The sequence below is a fragment of the Nocardioides sp. ChNu-99 genome, from assembly GCF_029493445.1.
Lineage (GTDB): Bacteria > Actinomycetota > Actinomycetes > Propionibacteriales > Nocardioidaceae > Nocardioides.
In genome coordinates this window covers 24,122-45,997 of record NZ_JAHWBL010000026.1, presented here as the reverse complement: position 1 = coordinate 45,997, position 21,876 = coordinate 24,122, and the positions used below count along the sequence as shown (strand labels likewise).

The 21,876-nt window shown below is 74.5% G+C and carries 19 protein-coding genes; 6 read left to right on the top strand and 13 right to left on the bottom strand.

Translation table 11 applies throughout. The features are described 5' to 3' along the window. Positions 1-71: 71 nt before the first annotated feature. A complete protein-coding gene (locus tag KK617_RS10590) occupies positions 72-1,277 on the bottom strand; it encodes a glycoside hydrolase family 6 protein (protein ID WP_277499961.1) in 1,206 nt (401 codons plus the stop codon). A 44-nt stretch (positions 1,278-1,321) separates the two neighbouring features. Between KK617_RS10590 and KK617_RS10585 the strand changes: the two genes are divergently transcribed. The 4 genes from KK617_RS10585 (at position 1,322) to KK617_RS10570 (ending at position 6,832) form a co-directional block, all read left to right on the top strand. After that, positions 1,322-3,019, top strand: a complete 1,698-nt coding sequence (locus KK617_RS10585) for a DUF885 domain-containing protein (RefSeq protein ID WP_277499960.1) — start codon at positions 1,322-1,324, stop codon at positions 3,017-3,019. A gap of 3 nt (positions 3,020-3,022) precedes the next feature. Beyond that, the gene (locus tag KK617_RS10580) at positions 3,023-4,141 is read left to right on the top strand and encodes a P1 family peptidase (RefSeq protein ID WP_277499959.1); all 1,119 of its coding nucleotides are present in this window, start codon (positions 3,023-3,025) and stop codon (positions 4,139-4,141) included. A 38-nt stretch (positions 4,142-4,179) separates the two neighbouring features. Beyond that, entirely contained in the window at positions 4,180-4,833 is a 654-nt protein-coding gene (locus tag KK617_RS10575) for a TIGR03085 family metal-binding protein (RefSeq protein ID WP_277499958.1), read from the top strand. Positions 4,834-5,332: 499 nt separating this feature from the next. Next, a complete protein-coding gene (locus KK617_RS10570) occupies positions 5,333-6,832 on the top strand; it encodes an HNH endonuclease signature motif containing protein (protein ID WP_277499957.1) in 1,500 nt (499 codons plus the stop codon). Between the two features lie 320 nt (positions 6,833-7,152). Here the strand turns inward: KK617_RS10570 and hisF are convergent, their stop codons facing one another. The 6 genes from hisF to hisD form a co-directional block, all read right to left on the bottom strand. Continuing rightward, positions 7,153-7,917, bottom strand: coding sequence for an imidazole glycerol phosphate synthase subunit HisF (hisF, locus tag KK617_RS10565; protein ID WP_277499956.1), 765 nt, complete (start codon positions 7,915-7,917; stop codon positions 7,153-7,155). Continuing rightward, entirely contained in the window at positions 7,914-8,681 is a 768-nt protein-coding gene (gene priA, locus KK617_RS10560) for a bifunctional 1-(5-phosphoribosyl)-5-((5-phosphoribosylamino)methylideneamino)imidazole-4-carboxamide isomerase/phosphoribosylanthranilate isomerase PriA (RefSeq protein WP_277499955.1), read from the bottom strand. The genes hisF and priA overlap by 4 nt, the downstream gene beginning before the upstream one ends. A gap of 102 nt (positions 8,682-8,783) precedes the next feature. After that, positions 8,784-9,428 (bottom strand): imidazole glycerol phosphate synthase subunit HisH, encoded by a 645-nt coding sequence (gene hisH, locus KK617_RS10555; RefSeq protein ID WP_277499954.1) that lies wholly within the window; start codon positions 9,426-9,428, stop codon positions 8,784-8,786. Next, a complete protein-coding gene (gene hisB / locus KK617_RS10550; protein WP_277499953.1) occupies positions 9,425-10,057 on the bottom strand; it encodes an imidazoleglycerol-phosphate dehydratase HisB in 633 nt (210 codons plus the stop codon). Before hisB ends, hisH begins: the two co-directional genes overlap by 4 nt. After that, on the bottom strand, positions 10,054-11,220 hold the full coding sequence (locus KK617_RS10545; protein WP_277499952.1) for a histidinol-phosphate transaminase: 1,167 nt from the start codon (positions 11,218-11,220) through the stop codon (positions 10,054-10,056). The genes hisB and KK617_RS10545 overlap by 4 nt, the downstream gene beginning before the upstream one ends. Next, entirely contained in the window at positions 11,217-12,539 is a 1,323-nt protein-coding gene (gene hisD / locus KK617_RS10540) for a histidinol dehydrogenase (protein ID WP_277499951.1), read from the bottom strand. Before hisD ends, KK617_RS10545 begins: the two co-directional genes overlap by 4 nt. A gap of 72 nt (positions 12,540-12,611) precedes the next feature. Here hisD and KK617_RS10535 point away from each other — a divergent pair, with 72 nt between their 5' ends. After that, positions 12,612-13,319 (top strand): LON peptidase substrate-binding domain-containing protein, encoded by a 708-nt coding sequence (locus KK617_RS10535; RefSeq protein WP_277499950.1) that lies wholly within the window; start codon positions 12,612-12,614, stop codon positions 13,317-13,319. A 71-nt stretch (positions 13,320-13,390) separates the two neighbouring features. Further along, positions 13,391-13,855: an aminoacyl-tRNA deacylase gene (locus KK617_RS10530; protein WP_301799850.1), complete on the top strand. Its 465-nt coding sequence runs from the start codon at positions 13,391-13,393 to the stop codon at positions 13,853-13,855. Here KK617_RS10530 and KK617_RS10525 read toward each other — a convergent pair. The 6 genes from KK617_RS10525 to KK617_RS10500 all read right to left on the bottom strand — a co-directional run bounded on the left by KK617_RS10525 (position 13,839) and on the right by KK617_RS10500 (position 21,804). Beyond that, positions 13,839-15,494, bottom strand: coding sequence for a DUF3352 domain-containing protein (locus KK617_RS10525; RefSeq protein ID WP_277499948.1), 1,656 nt, complete (start codon positions 15,492-15,494; stop codon positions 13,839-13,841). The genes KK617_RS10530 and KK617_RS10525 overlap by 17 nt on opposite strands. A gap of 55 nt (positions 15,495-15,549) precedes the next feature. Further along, complete coding sequence (locus KK617_RS10520) at positions 15,550-16,029, bottom strand: hypothetical protein (RefSeq protein ID WP_277499947.1); 480 nt, start codon at positions 16,027-16,029, stop codon at positions 15,550-15,552. Positions 16,030-16,075: 46 nt separating this feature from the next. Then, positions 16,076-19,657: a DNA polymerase III subunit alpha gene (dnaE, locus tag KK617_RS10515; protein ID WP_277499946.1), complete on the bottom strand. Its 3,582-nt coding sequence runs from the start codon at positions 19,655-19,657 to the stop codon at positions 16,076-16,078. A 190-nt stretch (positions 19,658-19,847) separates the two neighbouring features. Beyond that, positions 19,848-20,741: an RluA family pseudouridine synthase gene (locus KK617_RS10510; protein ID WP_277499970.1), complete on the bottom strand. Its 894-nt coding sequence runs from the start codon at positions 20,739-20,741 to the stop codon at positions 19,848-19,850. 35 nt (positions 20,742-20,776) lie between these two features. Continuing rightward, positions 20,777-21,391, bottom strand: coding sequence for a signal peptidase II (gene lspA / locus KK617_RS10505; RefSeq protein ID WP_277499945.1), 615 nt, complete (start codon positions 21,389-21,391; stop codon positions 20,777-20,779). Next, positions 21,364-21,804, bottom strand: a complete 441-nt coding sequence (locus KK617_RS10500) for a TraR/DksA family transcriptional regulator (protein WP_277499944.1) — start codon at positions 21,802-21,804, stop codon at positions 21,364-21,366. Before KK617_RS10500 ends, lspA begins: the two co-directional genes overlap by 28 nt. Positions 21,805-21,876 lie beyond the last annotated feature (72 nt).

The window sequence follows — 21,876 nt, the reverse complement described above, 5'->3', positions numbered from 1 at the left end:
GAAAGCCGGGGGCAAGATCCCCGCAAATCACCCGGTCCGGCGGGCCCGCCGGACCGTGACCGTGGCGTCCGTCACCACCCGCTCGCGGCGGCCATCGAGAGCGCCCGCTCGACCCAGAACACTCCTGCGTCGGGCCCACCGTTGCAGGTGCCGTCGCTCTCCCCCGGCGGCTTGACCCACAGGTGGGCGTCCCGGGCCGAGCCGTCGTCGACCGCGGCGGGCTCGTCGCCCAGGAGCCGCGCGTCGGGGTTGCACCACTCCGAGGTCGACGGGGCGCCGTTGCGCCCGGAGTCCGTGACGTAGTGCGCGCCGCCGAGCCGGGAGCTCAACGCCTCGGCGTACGGCGTCTCGTCGGCGTCGGCCTGGTAGCCCGCCACGTTGGTGGCGAAGCCCCGCGCCTTCTCGACGCCGACCCGGCGCAGCAGGTCGGCCATCTCGTCGACGGGGCGCCAGTCGGAGTGGCCGGCGTCGACGTACGTCGGGACCCCCGCGTCCACGAGGCTGCCCAGCGCGCCGGCGAGCAGCTCGACCCGCTGGTCGGTGTTGCCGCACTCGAAGGTCGCGGCGAGCCCGTCGGGCTCGAGCACGGCGGCGGCGGCGCCGTCGCCGGTGCCGAGGGCGGAGGCGATCTCCCCGACCCAGGCCGCGTACTCCTCCGGCGGCAGCCCGCCCGCGGAGAGCTGGCCGGTGCAGTCGCGGTCGGTCACGCCGTACACGACGAAGACGGCGACCTCGTCGGCGTCCGCGGCGTCGGCGACGATCCGGCGCACGTGGTCGCCGACCTCGCCGCGCCCGTGGGCCTCGGGGGTCAGCCAGATGGCCGTCGGCACGTCGGCGAGACGCCGCAGCGTGGCGGCGTCGTCGGCGCGGCCCTGGGCCTCGACCGTGTCGGCGGCCACCGCGGCCTGCGCGTCGGGCCAGGTGTAGAGGCCGCGGTCAGCGAACGGGTTCGCGCCCTGGGGGTCGCTCCACGGCAGGCTGCGGGAGATCGGACCCTCGCTGAGGGTGAAGCCGACGACGGTCGCGGCCACCACGGCGAGGCCGGCGCCGGCGCCCCACCAGCGGCGGCGCCGACGGCGCTGCTCCCGGGCCGCCGCCTCCACCTCGTCGCGGGAGGGCCCACGGGCACCCCGCGGGGTCGGCACCGGCGGCACCTCCTGGCGCCGCACGTGGCCCGGCAGGTGGCGGTGGCCGCTCAGCCGGGGAGGCGTCCGCCCGGCCGGTGCCGCACCCGGCGTGTCGTCGGCCGGGTCGTCACCCGAGGAACCCCTGCCCATGAGGACGGATCGTAGTCGGCGCCCTGCACCTAGGGTGGGGCGCCATGAGCAGAACGGTCGACGAGCGCACCACCACCTACGTCGCGGAGCACGCGGCCCTCGATCCCGTGGCGGCCACGGAGTTGGGCGTGGCGGGCCACGACCACGAGCTGACCGACTACTCCCCCGAGGGGTACGACGCGCGCCTCGAGCTCGCGCGGGCCGCCGTGCGGGACGTCGTCGCGGCCGAGCCGGTGGACGAGCGCGAGGCGGTCGCGCGGGAGGCGTTCCTCGAGCGCACGCGGCTGGCGATCGAGTACGACGAAGCGGGCTACGCCCGCAGCGAGATCAACGTCATCACCTCCCCGATCCACGAGCTGCGCGGCGCGTTCGACCTGATGCCGACGGCGACGGCCGAGGACTGGGAGGCGATCGGCTCCCGGCTGGCCGCCGTGCCCGGCGCCCTGGCGGGCCTGCGCGTGACTCTCGCCGAGGAAGCCGCCCGGGGGCGGGTGAGCGCTGCGCGGCAGTACGCCGCGGTGGCCACCCAGCTGGAGCGCTGGACCGGCCAGACCGGCTCGGGCAGCGTCTTCGTCGACCTCGTGGCGCGCGGCGTGGCCGACGGCACGGTGCCGGGCGCGATGGCCGGCGATCTCGAGCGCAGCGCCGTCGCGGCCACGCGGGCGATGGCCGACCTCGGCCTGTTCCTCTCCGACGAGATGGAGCCGCGCGGGCGCCGCACCGAGGCGGTCGGCCGCGAGCACTACGCGCTGGCGTCGCGGATGCACCTCGGCTCCACGGTCGACCTCGAGGAGACCTACGCCTGGGGCTGGGCGGAGCTGGCCCGCATCGAGGACGACATGCGCGCGACCGCCGCCCGCATCACCCCGGAGGCGACCGGGCCCGACGCGATCGACGTGGCCGTCGCCCACCTCGACGCCGACCCCGCGCGCCGGATCGAGGGCCGCGAGGAGTTCCGCGCGTGGATGCAGCAGCTCGCCGACCGCGCCGTCGCCGAGCTCGCCGACGTGCACTTCGACATCCCCGAGCCGGTGCGACGCATCGAGTGCTGCCTCGCCCCCACCAACGACGGCGGCATCTACTACTCGGGTCCGAGCGAGGACTTCAGCCGCCCCGGCCGCATGTGGTGGTCGGTGCCCGAGGGCATCGACACGTTCCACCCGTGGCGCGAGACCACGACCGTGTTCCACGAGGGCGTGCCCGGCCACCACCTGCAGGTCGGGCAGACGGCGTACCGGGCCGAGCTGCTCAACCGCTGGCAGCGCACGATGTGCTGGGTGCCGGGCCACGGCGAGGGCTGGGCGCTGTACGCCGAGCGGCTGATGGACGAGCTGGGCTACCTCGAGGACCCGGCCGATCGCCTCGGCATGCTCGACGGCCAGGGCTTCCGCGCCGCCCGCGTGGTCGTGGACATCGGCATGCACCTCGAGCTCGAGGTGCCCGCCGACAACCCCTTCGGGTTCCACCCCGGCGAGCGGTGGACGCCGGAGCTCGGCTACGCCTTCATGCGTCAGCACTCGCGCGACGACGACGCGACGCTGCGCTTCGAGGTGGACCGCTACCTCGGCTGGCCGGGGCAGGCCCCGGCGTACAAGGTCGGCGAGCGCACCTGGCTGGAGGCGCGGGCCGCGGCGCGGCGCCGCCACGGCGACGCGTTCGACCTCAAGGCGTTCCACCGCGCGGCGCTCGACCTCGGCTCGCTCGGCCTCGACCCGCTCGTCGCGGCGCTCGACCGGATCTGAGCCGTGGCCGCCCCCCGCCCCGACCGGCCCGCCGCGCCCGTGCCGGGTCCGACGAACACGATCCTGGACGTGCCGGGCATCCGGGTGGGGCACGCGCAGCGCACCGACCCGGGGTGGCTGACCGGCACCACCGTGGTGCTCCCGCCCGCCCACGGGGCGGTCGCGGGCGTCGACGTGCGCGGCGGCGGGCCGGGGACCCGGGAGACCGACCTGCTGGACCCGCGCAACCTCGTGGAGCGCGTGCACGCCATCGTGCTCGGCGGCGGCTCGGCAATGGGCCTGGCCGCGGTCGACGGGGTCGTGGGGCGGTTGCTGGACACCGGCGTGGGGTTCCCGATGGGCACCGGGCCCGGTGACGTCGTGCCGATCGTGCCGGCGGCGATCCTGTTCGACCTGGGGCGGGGCGGGGTGTTCCGCAACCACCCCGACGCCGCACTCGGGGCCGCCGCGCACGACGCCGTCGCCACGTCCGGGCCCGACGACGTGCTGGGGTCCGTCGGGGCGGGCACGGGCGCGCGGGCCGGGGGCCTGCGGGGCGGCATCGGGAGCGCGTCGCTGGTGCTGCCCGGCGGTGTGCGGGTCGGCGCGCTGGTCGCGGTCAACGCGGTCGGCTCGTGCGTCGACCCCGCCACGGGCGAGCTGTACGGCGCGCCGCACTGCCTGCCCGAGGACCTCGTCCCCCACGCCCCGGGCGGGCTGGTGCGACCGGACGCCGCCGAGCTGGCCGCGGCGCACGACCTCGCCGCCGCGCTCGAGGCCGACCGGCCCGCCCCGCTGGCGACGACGATCGGCGTCGTGGCGACGGACCTGCCGCTCACGAAGGCGGCGGCCGCGAAGGTGGCGGGCGTGGCCCACGACGGCCTGGCGCGGGCGGTGCTGCCCGTGCACTCGATGTTCGACGGCGACACCCTGTTCGCGCTGTCCACCGCCCCGCCCGGGGCCGCGGCGCCCGACCCCGCGACGTACCCGTTGCAGTTCCACGCCCTCCTCGAGGCGGCTGCCGGCTGCGTCACGCGGGCCGTCGTGCGGGCGATGCTCGCCGCCGAGGGCGTGACGACGCCGTGGGGCACGCTGCGCTCGTACGCCGAGGCCTTCCCGTCGGCGCTCCCGTGCCGGTCGTAGCGCCCGGAGCGGCTGGCCGCGCCGCGTAGGGTCGGACCGTGCCCACGACGTCCCCCTCCCCGGCCCGCACCCTGGCCCGCGCGGAGCGCGCCGCGATCGCCGACCTCGCCCCCACGCTCGGGGCGGACGCCCCCACGTTGTGCGGCGACTGGACGGTGAAGGACCTCGTCGTGCACCTGCTGATGCGCGAGCGGAGCCCGCTGGCGCAGGCCGCGGGGTTCGTCCCGCCGCTGTCCGGCCTCGCCCGGCGGGCCGAGCGGCGGTGGGCGCGCGCCGACCTGCCGCTGCTCGCCGACCAGCTGCGCCGCCCGGTGCTGAGCTGGGCCGCCGTGCCACCGCTGGACCGCCTCGCCAACACCGTCGAGCTCTTCGTGCACCACGAGGACCTGCGCCGCGCCCAGCCCGGCTGGGCGCCCCGCGACCTCGGCGACGCCGCCGAGGACGAGCTCTGGCGGATGCTGCGGCCCATCGCCGTGGTCACCACCCGCAAGGTCGGCGCCCCGGTCGTCGCGGTCGACGCCCGGTCGGGACGACGCGCGACCGTACGGCGCGGCGACGGTCCCGCCGTCGTCACCGGACGCCCCTCCGAGCTCGTGCTCTTCCTGCTCGGGCGCGAGCAGGTCGACGGCGTCGAGGTCACCGGCCCCGACCTCGCCGTGCGCCGCCTGCGCATCGCGGACCTGGGGTTGTAGCTCGCACCGCGGTGGGCGCGCGCGCCGGGCCGCGGCCGAGCCCGGCTACGCGGCCGGCCGATCCGGTGGTCGAGGTGGCCGCCCCAGCGGCCCCCTTCGGTGGTTGAGGTGGCCGCCCCAGCGGCCCTCGAGACCACGAGTCGACGCGCGCGGCCGGACCGGTGGTTGAGGTGGCCGCCCCAGCGGCCCTCGAAACCACGAGTCGACGCGCGCGACCGGACCGGTGGTTGAGGTGGCCGCCCCAGCGGCCCTCGAAACCACGAGTCGACGCGGCCGACCGGACCGGTGGTTGAGGTGGCCGCCCCAGCGGCCCTCGAGACCACGAGTCGACGCGGCCGACCGGACCGATGGTTGAGGTGGCCGCCCCAGCGGCCCTCGAAACCACGACCGTGGTCCCGGGCGGCCCCGATCCGGGCACCTCAGGATCCCTCAGATCTTTCTTCCCCAGGCCCCGTGCCTGGACCGGAGAATGTCGGTGCCCACCCCTACCGTTGTCCGTATGAACCACCCGAGCACCGCCGTCGTCGAGGCCCCCGCGGCCCCCGACGCGACAGCGCTGCTCGCCTCCGCCCGCGCAGCTGCTTCGGCACAGATGGCCGCCGAGGTTGCCACGTTCGTCGCGGTCGCCGACTGGGCCGACGCCCACACCGACGGCACGGTCGGCGACCCCATCGGCCCGCTCGGGCTCTGGACCGAAGACCCCACCGCGGTCCCCGGCGGGGATCGGTTCCTCGAGCTCGGTGGCCCCGGCGCACCGCTGGTCTCGGAGTTCTGCTTGTACGAGATCTCCGCAGCGCTGGGCCGCTCCGTCACCTCCGGCCGACCCCTGGTCGGGGACGCCATCGAGCTGCGCCACCGCCTCCCCCGCCTCTACGCCCGCGTCGCCGCGGGCGCCGACCCGGCGACGCAGAAGCGCGCACTCCCGGTGTGGCGGGCCCGGAAGATCGCCGCCCTCACCCGCACTCTCACGGCCGGGGCCGCGGACTTCGTGGACCGCAACCTGGCCCCGGTCGCGCACCGCGCCACCATGCCGACCGTCGAACGCTTGGTCGCCGAGGCCATAGCGCGTTTCGACCCCGAGAACGCCGACCTCGACCGCGCAGACGCCGACGCCGGCCGCTACTTCACCATCGAGACCACCCCCATCGACACCGCCTCACCCTGGACCGGCGTCGTCCCCGTCCACGGCACCCTCGACATCGCCGACGCCCTCGACCTGAACAACGCCGTCCAGCGCGTCGCGGCCGACCTCGCCGCCGCCGGCTGCGACGCCGACCTCGACGTCCGCCGCTCCATGGCCCTCGGCGAGCTCGCCCGGCGCCAGACCACCCTCGACCTCTACGGCGCCACCGCAGTCGACGGCGGCGAGGCGCCGATCGGCTCGACCCGGACATCCGCGCGGCAGGTCGTGCTCTACGTCCACCTCAGCGACGCCGCGCTCGCCTCGCACCGCAGCGATGACGGGCCCGGCATCGACCCGGCCACCGGCCACACCGGCATCGACCTCGCCCGCCTCGAGAACACCCGCACCCTCATCACCGCCGACCAGGTCCGCGACTGGTGCCGCACGCCCGGCACGAAGATCACCGTCAAGCCCGTCATCGACCTCAGCGAGCACGTCGCGGTCGACGCCTACGAGATCCCCGACCGCATCGCCGAACGCGTCCGCCTCGACCGACCCACCTGCGCCTTCCCCTACTGCGGACGACCAGCACGCGGGCTCGACCTCGACCACACCCACCCCTACCGCTCGAACGCAGCGCCAGGCGCCGGCCAGACCTCGACCGCCAACCTCGCGCCGCTCTGCCGAGGCGAACACAGGGCCAAGACCCATCCGTCGCTGTCAGGGGCGAGCCCACCGGACTCCAGTCCAACCAGCGCAGATCCGCCCGACCGCCGATGGCGCTACCACCGCGACCCCCACGGCACCTACCTCTGGACCAGCCCCCACGGGCTCCGCTACGCCGTCGACCCCACCGGCACCACACCACTCGACTAGCACCGCCACCAGCGCCGACCCCGCCACCCAGCACCACCTGGCGGGGCCACCGGCGCGCCCGGACGTGGTTTCGAGGGCCGCTGGGGCGGCCACCTCAACCACCGCGCCACCCCACCACCGGCGCGCCCGGACGTGGTTTCGAGGGCCGCCGGAGCGGCGACCTCGACCACCGCCGTACCAGCGGGCGTCCGCTACCCCGGCGCGCCCGGCCCCGACGTGCCCGCAGGGGCCCGCTTGCCGGTCGCGGTAGGAGCGATAGCCCTCGACTACCGCTCCTACCGCGACAGGCAGGGACCGCGACCGAGCCTGGTGTGACCCGCCTAGCGGACGGGGTGCCCCGCGTCGCCGAGCGCGCCCTTGACGTCGCCGATGCGCAGCGTGCCGAAGTGGAAGACGGTGGCGGCGAGCACGGCGTCGGCGCCGGCGTCGACGGCGGGCGCGAAGTGCTCGACCGCGCCGGCGCCGCCGGAGGCGATGACGGGCACGGTGACGACTTCCCGCACGGCTCGGAGCAGCTCGAGGTCGAAGCCGTCCTGGGTGCCGTCGGCGTCCATGGCGTTGAGCAGGATCTCCCCCGCGCCGAGCTCGCTGGCCCGAGCCGCCCACGCGACGGCGTCGAGACCGGCGGAGCGCCGGCCGCCGTGCGTGGTGACCTCGAAGCCGGAGTCGGTGCCGCTCGCCGCACGGCGGGCGTCGACGGAGAGCACGAGCACCTGGTTGCCGAAACGGTCCGCGATCTCCGCGATCAGCTCGGGCCGGCGGATGGCCGCCGTGTTGACCGCGATCTTGTCGGCCCCGGCGCGCAGCAGCCGGTCGACGTCCTCGACGCTCGAGATGCCGCCGCCGACGGTGAGCGGGATGAAGACCTGCTCGGCGGTCGCCGACACGATCTCCAGCGTCGTGGCCCGCCCCTCGTGGGAGGCCGAGATGTCGAGGAACGTCAGCTCGTCGGCGCCCTCGGCGTCGTACGTGCGGGCCAGCTCGACCGGGTCACCGGCGTCGCGCAGCTCCTGGAAGTTGATGCCCTTGACGACCCGGCCGCCGTCGACGTCGAGGCACGGGATGACGCGGACGGCCAGGCTCACGCCTGCTCCCCCGCAGCACCCGCGGCGCCCGCGGCACCCCGCGTCAGCTCGAGCGCGTCCTCGATGGTGAACCGGCCCTCGTAGAGCGCGGTGCCGGCGATCGCACCCTCGACGCCCAGCGGCACGAGCTCGGTCAGCGCGCGGATGTCGTCGAGGGTGGTGACACCGCCCGAGGCCACGACCGGCTTGTCGGTCGCCGCGCAGACGTCGCGCAGCAGCTGCAGGTTGGGCCCGGCGAGCATGCCGTCCTTGTTGACGTCGGTGACGACGTAGCGCGCACAGCCCTCGCCGTCGAGCCGCGCGAGCGTCTCGTACAGGTCCCCGCCCTCCCGCGTCCAGCCGCGCGCGGCCAGCGTGCGGCCGCGCACGTCGAGGCCGACGGCGACGCGGTCGCCGTACGTCGCGATCGCCCGCGCGCACCACTCGGGCTGCTCCAGCGCGGCGGTGCCGATGTTGACCCGGCGGCAGCCGGTGGCCATGGCGGCCTCCAGCGACTCGTCGTCGCGAATCCCGCCGCTCATCTCCACCTTGATGTCCAGCCGACCGACGATCTCGGCCTGCAGCTCGCGGTTGGTGCCGACGCCGAACGCGGCGTCGAGATCGACGAGGTGGATCCACTCCGCGCCGGCCCGCTGCCAGCGCAGCGCGGCCTCGACGGGGTCGCCGAACCGCTTCTCGGAGCCGTCGACCCCCTGCACCAGCTGCACGGCCTGGCCGCCCTTGATGTCGACGGCGGGGAGGAGCTCGAGGTACGACGCGGGCACGACGGCCTGCCTTTCTCGCGGGATGCGCTGGTGCGGGGTGCGGTGCTGCAGTGGAACGGGGTGGTACGGCGGAGCGGCTGCGGCGGGCGGGCCCGCTGCGCCTCAGAGCGTGGCGACCCAGTTGCGCAGCAGCGCCGCGCCGGCGTCGCCCGACTTCTCGGGGTGGAACTGGGTGGCCCAGAGCGGACCGTTCTCGACGGCCGCGACGAAGCGGTCGCCGCCGTGGGTGGCCCAGGTGACGAGGGGCGCCCGGGTGCGGTCGTTGGTCTCGAGCTCCCAGCGGCGCGCGGCGTACGAGTGCACGAAGTAGAACCGCTCGTCCTCGAGCCCGGCGAACAGCCGCGACCCCTCGGGCACCTCGACCGTGTTCCAGCCCATGTGAGGCACCACCGGCGCCTCGAGCCGCTCGATCGTGCCCGGCCACTCGTCGCAGCCGACGGTCTCGACGCCGTGCTCGATGCCGCGGCCGAAGAGGATCTGCATGCCCACGCAGATGCCCATCACGGGGCGTCCGCCGGCGAGGCGGCGCCCGATGATCTCGTCGCCCTTGACGGCGCGCAGGCCCTCCATGCATGCCGCGAAGGCGCCGACGCCCGGCACGAGCAGGCCGTCGGCGTCCAGCGCCGCCTGCTTGTCGGAGGTCAGCTCGACCTCGGCGCCCGCGCGCTCGACGGCGCGCACGGCGGAGCGCAGGTTGCCCGAGCCGTAGTCGAGGACGACGACGTGCGGCCGGTCGCCACCGCTCACAGCGTGCCCTTCGTGGACGGCACGCCGGTCTCGCGCGGGTCGAGCGCGACCGCGTCGCGGAACGCCCGGGCGAACGCCTTGAACTGCGTCTCGACGATGTGGTGCGGCTCGCGCCCGGCGAGCACCCGCACGTGCAGCGCGAGGTGGCCGTGGAAGGCGATGGTCTCGAAGACGTGCTTGGTCAGCGACCCCAGGTAGGACACGCCGGAGCCGCCGAGCTGCACGTACTGCTGGCCCTCGGGCTCGCCGGTGTGCACGCAGTACGGGCGGCCCGAGATGTCGACGACGGCCTGCACGAGCGCCTCGTCGAGCGGCACCGTCGCGTCACCGAAGCGCCGCGTGCCCTTCTTGTCGCCCAGCGCCTGGCGGATCGCCTGGCCCAGCACGATCGCGGTGTCCTCCACCGTGTGGTGGGCGTCGATCCACGTGTCGCCCTCGGCACGCACGGTCAGGTCGACGAGCGCGTGGCGGGCGAACGCGGTGAGCATGTGGTCGTAGAAGCCGACCCCGGTCGAGATCTCGTGCCGGCCGGTGCCGTCCACGTCGAGGTCGACGAGGATGCGCGACTCGCTGGTCGTGCGCTCGAGCCGGGCGGTGCGCGGGGCGCGGTCGGCCTGGGGGGTGCTCACTGGTCCTCCTTGGTGACGATCACGAGGGCGTCGCGGAACGCGGCCATCTCCTCCGGGGTGCCGACCGAGACCCGCAGCCAGCCCTCCGGGCCGGTCTCGCGGATCAGCACCCCGCGGTCCAGCAGACCCTGCCAGACGGCGCGCCGGTCCGCGAACCGGCCGAAGAGCACGAAGTTGGCGTCCGAGTCGGCCACGTCGTGGCCCTGCTCGCGCAGCCACACCACGAGCACGTCGCGCTCGGCACGCAGCGCGTCGACCTGCCCGAGCAGCTCGGGCGCGTGGCGCAGCGCCGCGAGCGCCGTCGCCTGCGTCGTGGACGAGAGGTGGTAGGGCAGGCGCACCACCCGGATCGCGTCCGTGATGGCCGGGTCGGCGGCCAGGTAGCCCAGCCGGAGCCCGGCGCCCGCGAACGCCTTGCTCATCGTGCGCGTCACGACGAGGTTGCGGTGGGTCGGCAGCTGCTCGAGCGCGCTCGGCGTGCCGGCGCGGCGGAACTCGCCGTACGCCTCGTCCACCACGACGATCCCGCCGCGCCCCCCGTTGCCGTGCTCGGCGACCGCGGCGCACAGCGCGTCCACGGCCTCCGGCGGCAGCGCGGTGCCGGTCGGGTTGTTCGGGCTCGGCAGCAGCACGACGCTCGGGCCGTGCTCGGCGACCAGGTCGCGGGCCGCGTCGAGGTCGAGCGAGAAGTCCTCGGCCCGATGGCCGGCCACCCACGTCGTGCCCGTGTCCCGCGCGTACTCCGGGTACATCGAGTACGTCGGGGCGAAGCTCACCGCGGTGCGTCCCGGCCCGCCGAAGGCCTGCAGCAGCTGCAGCATGACCTCGTTCGACCCGTTGGCCGCCCACACCTGCTCGGCCGCGATCGGCGCCTGGCCGGCCGCGACGTCCCGGGAGAGGTAGGCCGCGAGCGCCTCGCGCAGCGCCGTGAACTCCCGGTCGGGGTAGCGGTTCAGGGTGCGGGCCGCCGCGGCGACGCCCGCCGCGATGTCCGCGACGCACGCCTCGGAGGGCCCGTAGGGGTTCTCGTTGACGTTGAGCTGGACGGGGACGTCGAGCTGGGGCGCGCCGTACGGCTCGATCCCCCGCAGCTCCTCGCGCAGCGGCAGCCAGCCCGCTCCCGTGCTCCCCGTGCTGCCCGTGCTCCCGGGGCCCGCGCTCACGAGAAGCGCACCCGGACGGCGGCGCCGTGACCGGGGAGGTCCTCGGCCTCGGCGAGGGTCACGACGTGGTCGGCCACGTCGGCCAGGCCCTCCCGCGTGTACTCCACGACGTGCACCGACTTCGTGAACGCCCGCACCGACAGGCCCGAGGAGTGGCAGGCGCAGCCGCCGGTGGGCAGCACGTGGTTCGACCCGGCGCAGTAGTCGCCCAGGCTGACCGGGGCGTGCGGACCGACGAAGATCGCGCCGGCGTTGCGCACCCGCGCCGCCACGGCGGCCGCGTCGGCGGTGTGGATCTCGAGGTGCTCGGCCGCGTAGGCGTCCACCACCTCGATGCCCTGGTCGACGTCGTCGACGAGCACGATCCCGGACTGCCGCCCGGCGAGGCTGGTGCGCACGCGCTCGACGTGGCGGGTGGCGGCGACCTGCTTCTCCAGCTCGGCGTCCACGTCGTCGGCGAGCGTCTCGCTCGGCGTGACGAGCACCGCGCCGGCGAGCGGGTCGTGCTCGGCCTGGCTCAGCAGGTCGGCGGCGACGTACGCCGGGTCGGCGGTGTCGTCGGCGAGGATCGCGATCTCGGTGGGCCCGGCCTCGGAGTCGATGCCGACCAGCCCCCGCACGAGCCGCTTGGCGGCCGCGACGTAGATGTTGCCGGGGCCCGCGACGAGGTCGACCCGCGCGCAGGGGCCGGCGCCGTGAGCGAACATGGCGATCGCCTGGGCCCCGCCCACCGCGTAGACCTCCTCGACGCCGAGCAGCGCGCAGGCCGCCAGGATCGTCGGGTGCACCGAGCCGCCGAACGCCTTCTGCGGCGGGCTCGCCAGCGCGATGGAGCCGACGCCGGCCACCTGGGCCGGCACGACGTTCATCAGGACGCTCGACACCAGCGGAGCGAGGCCGCCCGGCACGTAGAGCCCCACCCGGCCGACGGGCACCTTGCGGTGCGTGACCCGGGCGCCCGGCGCAAGGTCGGTCACCGCATCGCGCTCCAGCTCGGCCGCGGAGGTGGTGCGCAGGCGGCGGATCGACTCCTCCAGCCCGGCGCGGATCGCGGGGTCGAGCGCCTCGAGGGCCGCCTGCGCGGCTCCCACGGGGACGCGGACGTCGGTCAGCTCGACGCCGTCGAAGCGGGCGCCGAGCTCGAGGACGGCGTCGACACCGCGCTCGCGCACGGCCTCGACGATGGCGTGGACCGCCGGCACGGCCGCCTCGACGTCGAAGTCGGCACGCGGCACGACCGCCCGGTAGTCGAGGGATCCGGGGGTCGCTCCGCGCAGGTCGGTGCGGCGCAGCCGCGGGGCCGGAGCGGTGGTGGTCATGGGCCCGATTCTAGGCCGGGGCCCGGGGCGGCCCGGCATCGCGGCCGCCACGCGGGCGCTAGGGTCGAGGACGTGGCCGACGCGCAGGACGACCAGCCCGGGGACGCCGGCACGACGCGCCTGCCCATGTTCCCGCTGGGCTCGGTGGTGTTCCCCGGCCTCACCGTCCCGCTGCGCGTCTTCGAGGACCGCTACCGCGCGCTGGTGCACCACCTGCTGCGCGAGCCCGACCCCGCGCGCCGCCTCTTCGGCTCCGTCGCGATCCGCGAGGGCTATGAGGTCGGCGACCGCGGCAGCCAGTCGCTGCACCGCGTCGGCTGCCGCCTGCAGCTGACCCAGGTGCAGACCCACGAGGACGGCACGTTCGACGTCGTCGCCGTGTGCCGCGACCGCCTGCGGCTCGACCGTCTCGACACCAGCGGCACCTTCCCCGTCGGCGAGGTGCAGGTGCTCCCCGAGCCCGAGCGCCCGCCGACCGTGGACCCCGCGGTCGTCGAGCGCACCGGCGCGCTCTTCGCCGCCCACCAGGCGGTCGTCTCCGAGCTCGGCGGCAACGTCGTCGCCGGGGTGCTGCCGAACGACGTGGTCTTCCGCTCGTGGGCGATGTCGGCGGTGGCGCCACTGCCCCTGTCGGACCGCCAGCGGCTGCTCGAGACCGACGACCCGGAGGAGCGCTACCTGCTCCTCGCCGACCTGTTCGAGGCCGAGCTGCGCGCCATCAACGTCATCCCGTCGCTCCCGGCGATGCAGCTCAACCGCACCGGCTTCTCCCCCAACTGAGCGCGGCGGCGAGGACGGTGGCGAGGAAGCGCGACGCCCGCGGCGAGCGGCAGGCCGCGGCGACCCCGGCGATCGCCGCCCTGGTCGCGGCCGGCGCCTGGCACGTGGTGCACCCCTACGAGCACGACCCCGCGAGCACGTCGTACGGCGAGGAGGCCGCGGCCGCGCTGGGCCTGTCCCCCGACCGGGTGCTGAAGACCCTCGTGCTCGACGTCGACGGCGAGCTGTGCGTCGGCGTGGTGCCGGTCGCCGGGATGCTCGACCTCAAGGCGGCGGCCGCCGCGCTCGGCGGCCGCCGCGCCCGGATGGCCGACGTGGCCGATGCGCAGCGGGCCACCGGCTACGTCGTCGGCGGCATCTCGCCGCTCGGCCAGCGCCGCGCCCTGCGCACCGTCGTCGACGACACGGCCCTCACCCACGCGAGCGTCTTCTGCTCCGCGGGTCGCCGCGGCGTCGACGTCGAGCTCCGCCCCGCCGACCTGGTGGCCCTGGCCGGCGGCGGCGCGGTCGTGGCGCCCGTCAGTCGTCCGTCGTGATCCGCAGGACGGTGCGCGCCACGTCGTCGTCGACCCGCACCGAGAGCCCGACGGCCGACAGCGGCGCCACGTTGTCGGCGAGCTCGTCGTCGCCCAGGTCGCGCGCGAGGTCCTCGAGCCAGCCGTCGCCGGCCCGCAGGTCCAGGAACAGCAGGGCGTGCACGTCGTCGGTCTCGGGCACGACGTCCTCGAACACGTCGGTGCCGCCCAGGCCGCCCTCCTCCGCGACGTCGGCGACCACGTCGTCGTCGAAGCCGAGCGCCACGCTCCCCCCGTCGCCGCCCTCCACCGCGACGTCGACCTCGTCGGGTGCACCGGACGCCTCGAGGAGGTCGTCCAGCACGTCCCGCACCTCGTCGGCATCGGTGCCCAGCACCTTCGCCGCGAGCGGCAGGTCCTGCGGTCCCTCGGAGCCCTCCAGCGTGTCGAGGTCGGCCCGTTCCCCGTCGACCGCGAGCGCGACGCCCTCGCCGAGCAGCGTCCGCAGGTCGTCCGGCAGCCGCAGCCCGGTCTCGTCCTCCACCGCGGCGACGCCCGCCTCGACGTCCTCGGAGGCCAGGCCACCGTCGACCAGGTTCGCGAGCAGCGCCTCGTACCAGTAGGGCACCAGGCCCACCGCGAGCGCCGCCCCCGTGGTGTCCGGCAGCGAGGCCGCGAGGTCGCCCGCGGTCCCGGCGGTCAGCGCCGGGCGCTCCCCGTCCTCCGCGCCGAGCCGCGCCTGCGTGGCGCCCACGACCTCGAGGCCCCCGTCGGCGAAGCGCGCGGCGAGGGCGGCGCCCTCGAAGTCCTCGGCGGCGGTGCGGACGGCCTCGCGGTCGGCCTCGCCGATCGCCAGCCCCAGCTCGTCGCCGATCGCGTCGTCGAGGTCGCCGTCGAGGGCCTCGACGAGCTGGTCGGCCGCACCGGACCCCACGAAGACGTTGAGGATGCCCGCGCCGCCCGCCGCGTCGGTCCACCGCCCGTACGCCGCGTCGTCCGCGAGGGAGGCCTCGCCCGCCCCGTCGAGCACCCGCTCGGCGGCGTCGGAGGTGTCGCTCACCACGAGCCACGAGCCCTCGGCGGCCCAGCCGACCTCGTCCTCGCCGCCGCAGTCCGCGATCCGCTCCATGCCGTCGGACGCCGCCGCGGCGTCGGAGACCTCGGCCACGAACACGACGTCGCCGCCGAGCTCCGGCACGTTGGGCGAGGTGTCGTCGGGCACGACCGCCGCCGCGAAGCGCCCGCCGAGCCACGGGTCGATGTCGTCGTCGAAGTCGAGGTCCGCGCAAGGAGTCGCGTCGACGATCTGGTCGAAGAGCGTGCGGCGGACGTCGTCGCGGTCGAGCCCGACCTCGTCGGAGAACTCACCGAAGCCGGGGAAGCGCTCGAGCACCTCGAGCGCTTCGAGCTTCTGCCGACCGCTCGGGTCGAGGTCGACGCTCAGGTAGGCCAGCGTGTCGGCCGGCAGCGCCTGCGACGGCTGGTCGCCGGTCGCGTAGTAGGCCTGGTAGGCCGCCGCTCCCCCGCCGATCGCGACCACCCCCAGCACGCCCGCCGCGCCGAGCACCACCGCGGTGCGCGCCCGGCGCCGGCGCGGTCCCCGGTGCGGCGGCTCGTACGGCGGCGGGTACGCCTGCTGGTCCCCCGATGGCTGCGTCACGTCCGCGTCCCCTCGTCTCGTGGTGCGGCGGCACCCTCGCCGCCCGGCCAGGAGACTAGTCGCCCCGGCGGGGCCAGAGCAGCAGCACGAGTGCGACGGCGCTGAGCGCGGCCGCGGGCATCGCGGCGTACGCGCCGATCCCCTCCACCTGCAGGTCGATGGCCACACGGGACCCGTCGGCGCTGCGGGCCGCCACCTCGACCGGGTCCTCCGGGCCGAGCAGGTGGCCGATCCACCCCGTCAGCACCCCCGCCGCGGCCGCAGCGAGGCCCGTCGCCCCGAGCGCGACCCACGGTCGGGCGAGGTGGCGCACGGCCACCACGGCGCCGGTCAGGAAGCCGGCGGCGGAGGCGACGACCAGGTACGACGCCGTGCCCGTGATCGAGCCCTCGATGCTGCGGGGGTCCCAGAAGAAGTCGCCGTTCGCGGCGAACCCGGTGGACGGGCGCCACCACCAGCTCCACAGGAGCGCGGCGACCACCGCCACCTCCGCGAACAGCCGCACCACCCGCAGGACGTCACGGACGGTCGTCATCGGGTCAGCCGCGGCACCGGGCGAGGGGGGCGTCGGCAGCACCCGCTCAGCCACGCGACTCCGCCCCGCCGAGGCACCCGGGCCCGAGCAGCTGCTTGAGGTCGGCGAACAGGGCCGGGCTGGGCGTGACGCGCAGCCGGTCGTCGATGCGCAGCAGCGTGGTCGACTGCCGCGTCAGCAGCCGCAGGTGCACCTCGGACATCCCGGGGTGGGTGGCCAGCACGTCGCGCAGCTGCGTCACCACCGTGGGGGTGCACCGGGTCGACGGCAGGGTCAGCACCACCGGCCCGCCGGGTCCCTCCGCGAGGTCGGGGAGCGTGACCTCCTGCCCGCGGATCTCCGGCTGCTCCTTGTCCTTCGACAGCGCGCCCGAGACCCGGATGATCGAGTCCGGCACGAGGTGCTGGGCAACCAGCTGGTAGCTGCTGGGGAAGAACAGCACCTCGATGCCGCCCTCGAGGTCCTCGAGCGTGATCGTCGCCCAGGCGTCGCCCTTCTTCGTGATCTTGCGCTGCACCGAGGTGACCAGGCCGCTCACGGTGACGCGGGAGCCGTGCGGGCGCTCCTCGTCGAGCAGCAGCTGACCGACGGTCGCGTCGGTGCCCTGGGAGAGCACGTGCTCGAGGCCGAGCAGCGGGTGGTCGGAGACGTAGAGGCCGAGCATCTCGCGCTCGTGGCCCAGCAGCGTCATCTTGTCCCACTCGTCGATGTCGGGCAGCGCGACGCTGACGCCGAACGAGCCGCCGCCGTCGTCCACGTCGTCGAGGCCGCCGAACAGCGAGTCCTGCCCGATGGCCTCGTTCTTCTTGATGTCGACGTACTGGTCGACCGCCATCTCGTGCACCGCGACCAGCGCGCGCCGCTTGTGCTTCATGTCGTCGAAGGCGCCCGCCTTGACCAGCGACTCGATGACCCGCTTGTTGCAGGCGCCGATCGGGACCTTCGCCATGAAGTCGTTGAAGTCCGTGAACCGGCCCTTCTCCTCGCGCGCGCCCACGACCTGCTCGACCACGTTCGCGCCCACGTTGCGGATCGCGGTGAGGCCGAAGCGGATGTCGGTGCCGACCGGGGTGAAGTTGTGCGCGGACTCGTTGACGTCGGGCGGGAGCACCTGGATGCGCATGCGGCGGCACTCGTTGAGGTAGATGGCCGACTTGTCCTTGTCGTCCTTCACCGAGGTCAGCAAGGCCGCCATGTACTCGGCCGGGTAGTTCGCCTTGAGGTACGCCGTCCAGTACGACACCACGCCGTACGCCGCGGAGTGGGCCTTGTTGAACGCGTAGTCGGAGAAGGGCAGCAGGATCTCCCACAGGGCCGTGATGGACTGCTGGGAGTACCCGCGCTCGAGCATGCCGGCCTGGAACCCGGCGTACTGCTTGTCGAGCTCCTCCTTCTTCTTCTTGCCCATGGCGCGGCGCAGGTTGTCAGCCTGTCCGAGGCTGAAGCCCGCCAGGACCTGGGCGATCTCCATGACCTGCTCCTGGTAGACGATCAGGCCGTAGGTCTCGCCGAGCACCGTCTCGAGGGGCTTCTCGAGCTCGGGGTGGATCGGGTCGATGGGCTCGCGGCCGTTCTTGCGCCGCGCGTACTTGTTGTGGGAGTCCGCGCCCATCGGGCCCGGACGGTAGAGCGCGCCGACGGCGGAGATGTCGGCGAACTTGTCCGGCTTCATGCTGCGCAGCAGCGCCCGCATGGGCCCGCCGTCGAGCTGGAACACGCCCAGGGTGTCGCCGCGCGAGAGCAGGTCGTACGTCGCGGGGTCGTCGAACGGCAGGTCCTCGAGCACGACCGTCTCGCCGCGGTTCATCTCGATGTTCTTCAGCGCGTCGTCGAGCACCGTGAGGTTGCGCAGGCCGAGGAAGTCCATCTTGACCAGCCCGAGCGACTCGCACATCGGGTAGTCGAACTGCGTGATGATCGCGCCGTCCTGCTCGCGCTTCATGATCGGCACGATGTCGACGAGCGGCTCGCTCGACATGATGACGCCGGCGGCGTGCACGCCCCACTGGCGGATCTGGCCCTCGAGGCCGACCGCCGTCTCGTAGATGGTGCGCACGTCGTGGTCGCTGGCGTGCAGGGCGCGGAACTCGCCGCCGTCGTTGTAGCGCTTGTGGCCCTCGTTGAAGAGCTCCTTGAGCGGCACACCCTTGCCCATGATGTCGGGCGGCAGCGCCTTGGTGATGCGGTCGGAGACGGCGAAGCCGTAGTCGAGCACGCGCGCGGCGTCCTTGATCGCCTGCTTGGCCTTGATGCGGCCGAAGGTGGCGATGTAGGCGACGCGGTCGCTGCCGTACTTCTCCGAGACGTACTGGATGACCTCGGTGCGCCGACGCTCGTCGAAGTCGATGTCGAAGTCGGGCATCGAGGGGCGCTCGGGGTTGAGGAACCGCTCGAAGATGAGGCCGTGCTCCAGCGGGCACAGGTCGGTGATCCGCAGCGCGTACGCCGCGATCGAGCCCGCGCCGGAACCACGGCCGGGGCCGACCCGGATGCCGTTCGCCTTGGCCCACTGGATGAAGTCGGCCACCACCAGGAAGTAGCCGCAGTAGCCCTTGGCCGCCACGACCGACAGCTCCATCTCGACGCGGTCGCGCACCTCGGCGGTCAGCGCCTCACCGGGGTAGCGGCTCTCGATGCCGCGCCAGACCTCCTTGCGGAACCAGGAGTCCTCGCTCTCCCCCGCCGGCACGTCGGCGCGCGCCATGTAGCCGCCGGTGGACTCGGTGAAGTCCACCGAGCAGCGCTCGGCGATCGCGAGGGTGTTGTCGCACGCCTCGGGCATGCCGAAGCGGTCGGCCCACAGCTCACGCATCTCCGCCGCGGACTTGATGTAGTAGCCCCCGCCGTCGAACTTCAGGCGGTTCGGGTCGGCCAGGCGCTTGCCGGAGGCGACGCACACCAGGGCGTCGTGGGCCTCGGCGTCGCCCGGGTTGTTGTAGTGCGAGTCGTTGGTGGCGACCGGCGGGATGCCCAGCTCCTTGCCCAGGCGCAGCAGGTCGTCGCGCACGCGCTTCTCGATGCTGATGTCGTGGTCCATCAGCTCGAGGAAGAAGTTCTCCTTGCCGAAGATCTCCTGGAACTCGGCCGCCGAGCGGCGCGCCTCGTCGTACTGCCCCAGCCGGAGGCGGGTCTGCACCTCGCCCGACGGGCAGCCGGTCGTGGCGATGAGGCCCTTGCCGTAGGTCTGCAGCAGCTCGCGGTCGGCGCGCGGCTTGTAGTAGTACCCCTCCAGGCTCGAGCGCGAGGAGAGCCGGAACAGGTTGTGCATGCCCTCGGTGCTCGAGGCCCACATCGTCATGTGGGTGTAGGCGCCGCCGCCCGCGACGTCGTCGCCGCCCTCCTCGGCCGTGCCGCCCTTGCCCCAGCGCACCCGGCGCCGCTCGCTGCGGTGGGTCTGGGGCGTCAGGTACGCCTCGATGCCGATGATCGGGTTGACCCCGTGCTTGCGGGCCTTCGACCAGAAGTCGTAGGCGCCGTGCAGGTTCCCGTGGTCGGTCATCGCGATGGCCGGCATGCCCAGCTCCACCACCCGCGAGAACAGCCCGTCGAGCAGCGACGCCCCGTCGAGCATCGAGTACTCCGTGTGGACGTGGAGGTGGACGAACGAGTCGGAAGATCCGGCGGCCATGGAGTTCAGCGCGCTCCTCGAGGACGGTGCAGCAGGACAGACGGGTGGTGCGGGCGGTGCGCGGGGAAGGAGGTCAGCCTACGCGACGCCGGCGCCCCTCATCGTGCCGTCGGGCACCGACACCCGTCGCGTCGCGGACGCCGCGGCGGGTCGGGTGGCGGGCCGGGTGGAGGGTCGGGTCGAGGCCGGGTCAGTCGCTGTCGCGCACGACCTCGAGCGCGTGCGCGAGGTCGTCGGGGTAGCCCGAGTCGTACGTCACGTACTCCCCCGAGCCCGGGTGCACGAAGCCGAGCCGCACGGCGTGCAGCCACTGGCGCTCCAGCCCGACGCGGCGCGCCAGCGTCGGGTCTGCGCCGTACGTCAGGTCACCGACGCACGGGTGCTTGAGGGCCGACATGTGGACGCGGATCTGGTGGGTGCGGCCGGTCTCGAGGTGGACCTGCAGGAGGCTCGCGAAGCGGTGGGCCTCGAGCGTCTCGTAGTGGGTCACGCTCGCGCGCCCGTCGGCCATGACGGCGAACTTCCAGTCCGAGCGCGGGTGGCGGCCGATGGGGGCGTCGACCGTGCCCGTGTGCGGGTCGGGGTGCCCCTGCACGAGCGCGTGGTAGGTCTTGTCGACCTCGCGGTTGCGGAAGGCGTTCTTCAACCGCGAGTACGCCGTCTCCGACTTGCAGACCACCATGACGCCCGAGGTGCCGACGTCGAGACGCTGCACGATGCCCTGGCGCTCGGAGGCCCCGCTCGTGGCGATGCGGAAGCCCGCGCCCACGAGGTGACCGACCACGGTCGGGCCCCGCCACCCCGGCGAGGGGTGGACGGCGACACCGACCGGCTTGTCGATCACCACGATGTCGTCGTCGTCGTGGATGATCCCGATGCCCTCGACGATCTCCGGCACGATCTCGAGCGGGTCGACCACCGACGGGATGGTCACCTCCAGCAACGCACCCGCCACGACGCGGTCGGACTTGGCGACCGGGCCGCCGTCCAGCGCGACGTTGCCCTCGGCGATCAGCTCGGCCGCCCGCGACCGGCTCACGCCGAACATGCGGGCCATGGCGGCGTCGACGCGCTCGCCGGCCATCCCCTCGGGGACGAGCACCACGCGGAGGTCGGCGTTCACCGCGGGTCCTCCCCGGCCGGCTGGTCGGCCTCGGGGGTGCTGTCCGCCCGGTCGTCATCGACGCGCCCGCCGTCGACCCTCACGCCGCGGAAGGCCTGCACCACGATGAGGGCCGCGGCCACGTTGATGCACATGTCGGCCACGTTGAAGACGGGCCAGCTCGGCAGCGCGATCATGTCGACGACGTGCCCGTGGAACGGCCCGGGGTCGCGCAGCAGGCGGTCGGTGAGGTTGCCGGTCACCCCCGCCAGGAGGAGACCGAGGGCGACGGCCCACAGGGCGCTGCCGAGGCGGCGGCTCGCGACGAGCACCGCGATCGTCGCGACGATGGCCACGACGGTGAGCACCGGGGTCGCCCCGGTGCCGAGGCTGAAGGCGGCGCCGGGGTTGAACACCAGGCGCAGCACGAGCAGGTCGTCGACCAGCGCGACGGGGCCGTCGGCGAGGTGGCGGAGCGCGAGCTCCTTCGTCGTCAGGTCGACGGCGTACGCCGCGAGGGCCACCAGCAGGAACGCCGTCCAGGTGCGACGCCGACGAGACGCCGGGGAGGACGGGGGACGGTCCGGGTCGCCCGAGCCGTGGCTCAGCGACGCTCCTCGCGCTGCTTGCATGACACGCACAGTGTGGCACGCGGGAAAGCCATCACCCGCATCTTGCCGATCGGTCCGCCGCACGAGGCGCACACCCCGAGGCGGCCCTCCCCGATGCGTGCGAGGGCCCGCTCGACCTGCTCCAGCGCGGTGCGCTCCGTGCTCACGAGGCTGAGCTCGTGGTCGCGCTCGAAGGTCGAGGCGCCGAGGTCGGCCGCGTCGGGGCCGGCGCCGTCGCCCGCGTCGGCGAACAGCCCGGCGAGCTCGGCCTCCTGCGCCTCGATGCGGGCGCGCAGGGTCGCCGCGTGCTCCTGCAGCTCGGCGACCACCTCGTCGACCTCCGCCCGCGTCCAGGGCTCGTCGCCCTCGGCGACCGGGAGGGCGGCGGGGTCGATCTCCCGCAGGCCGGTGTCGGTCGTCGTCTCCTCGTTCACCACGTGCTCCTCCGAGTCGGTGTCCGAGGCGACGTGCCGTCGGCGTGCGAGGACCCTAGCCGCCTGCCCCGC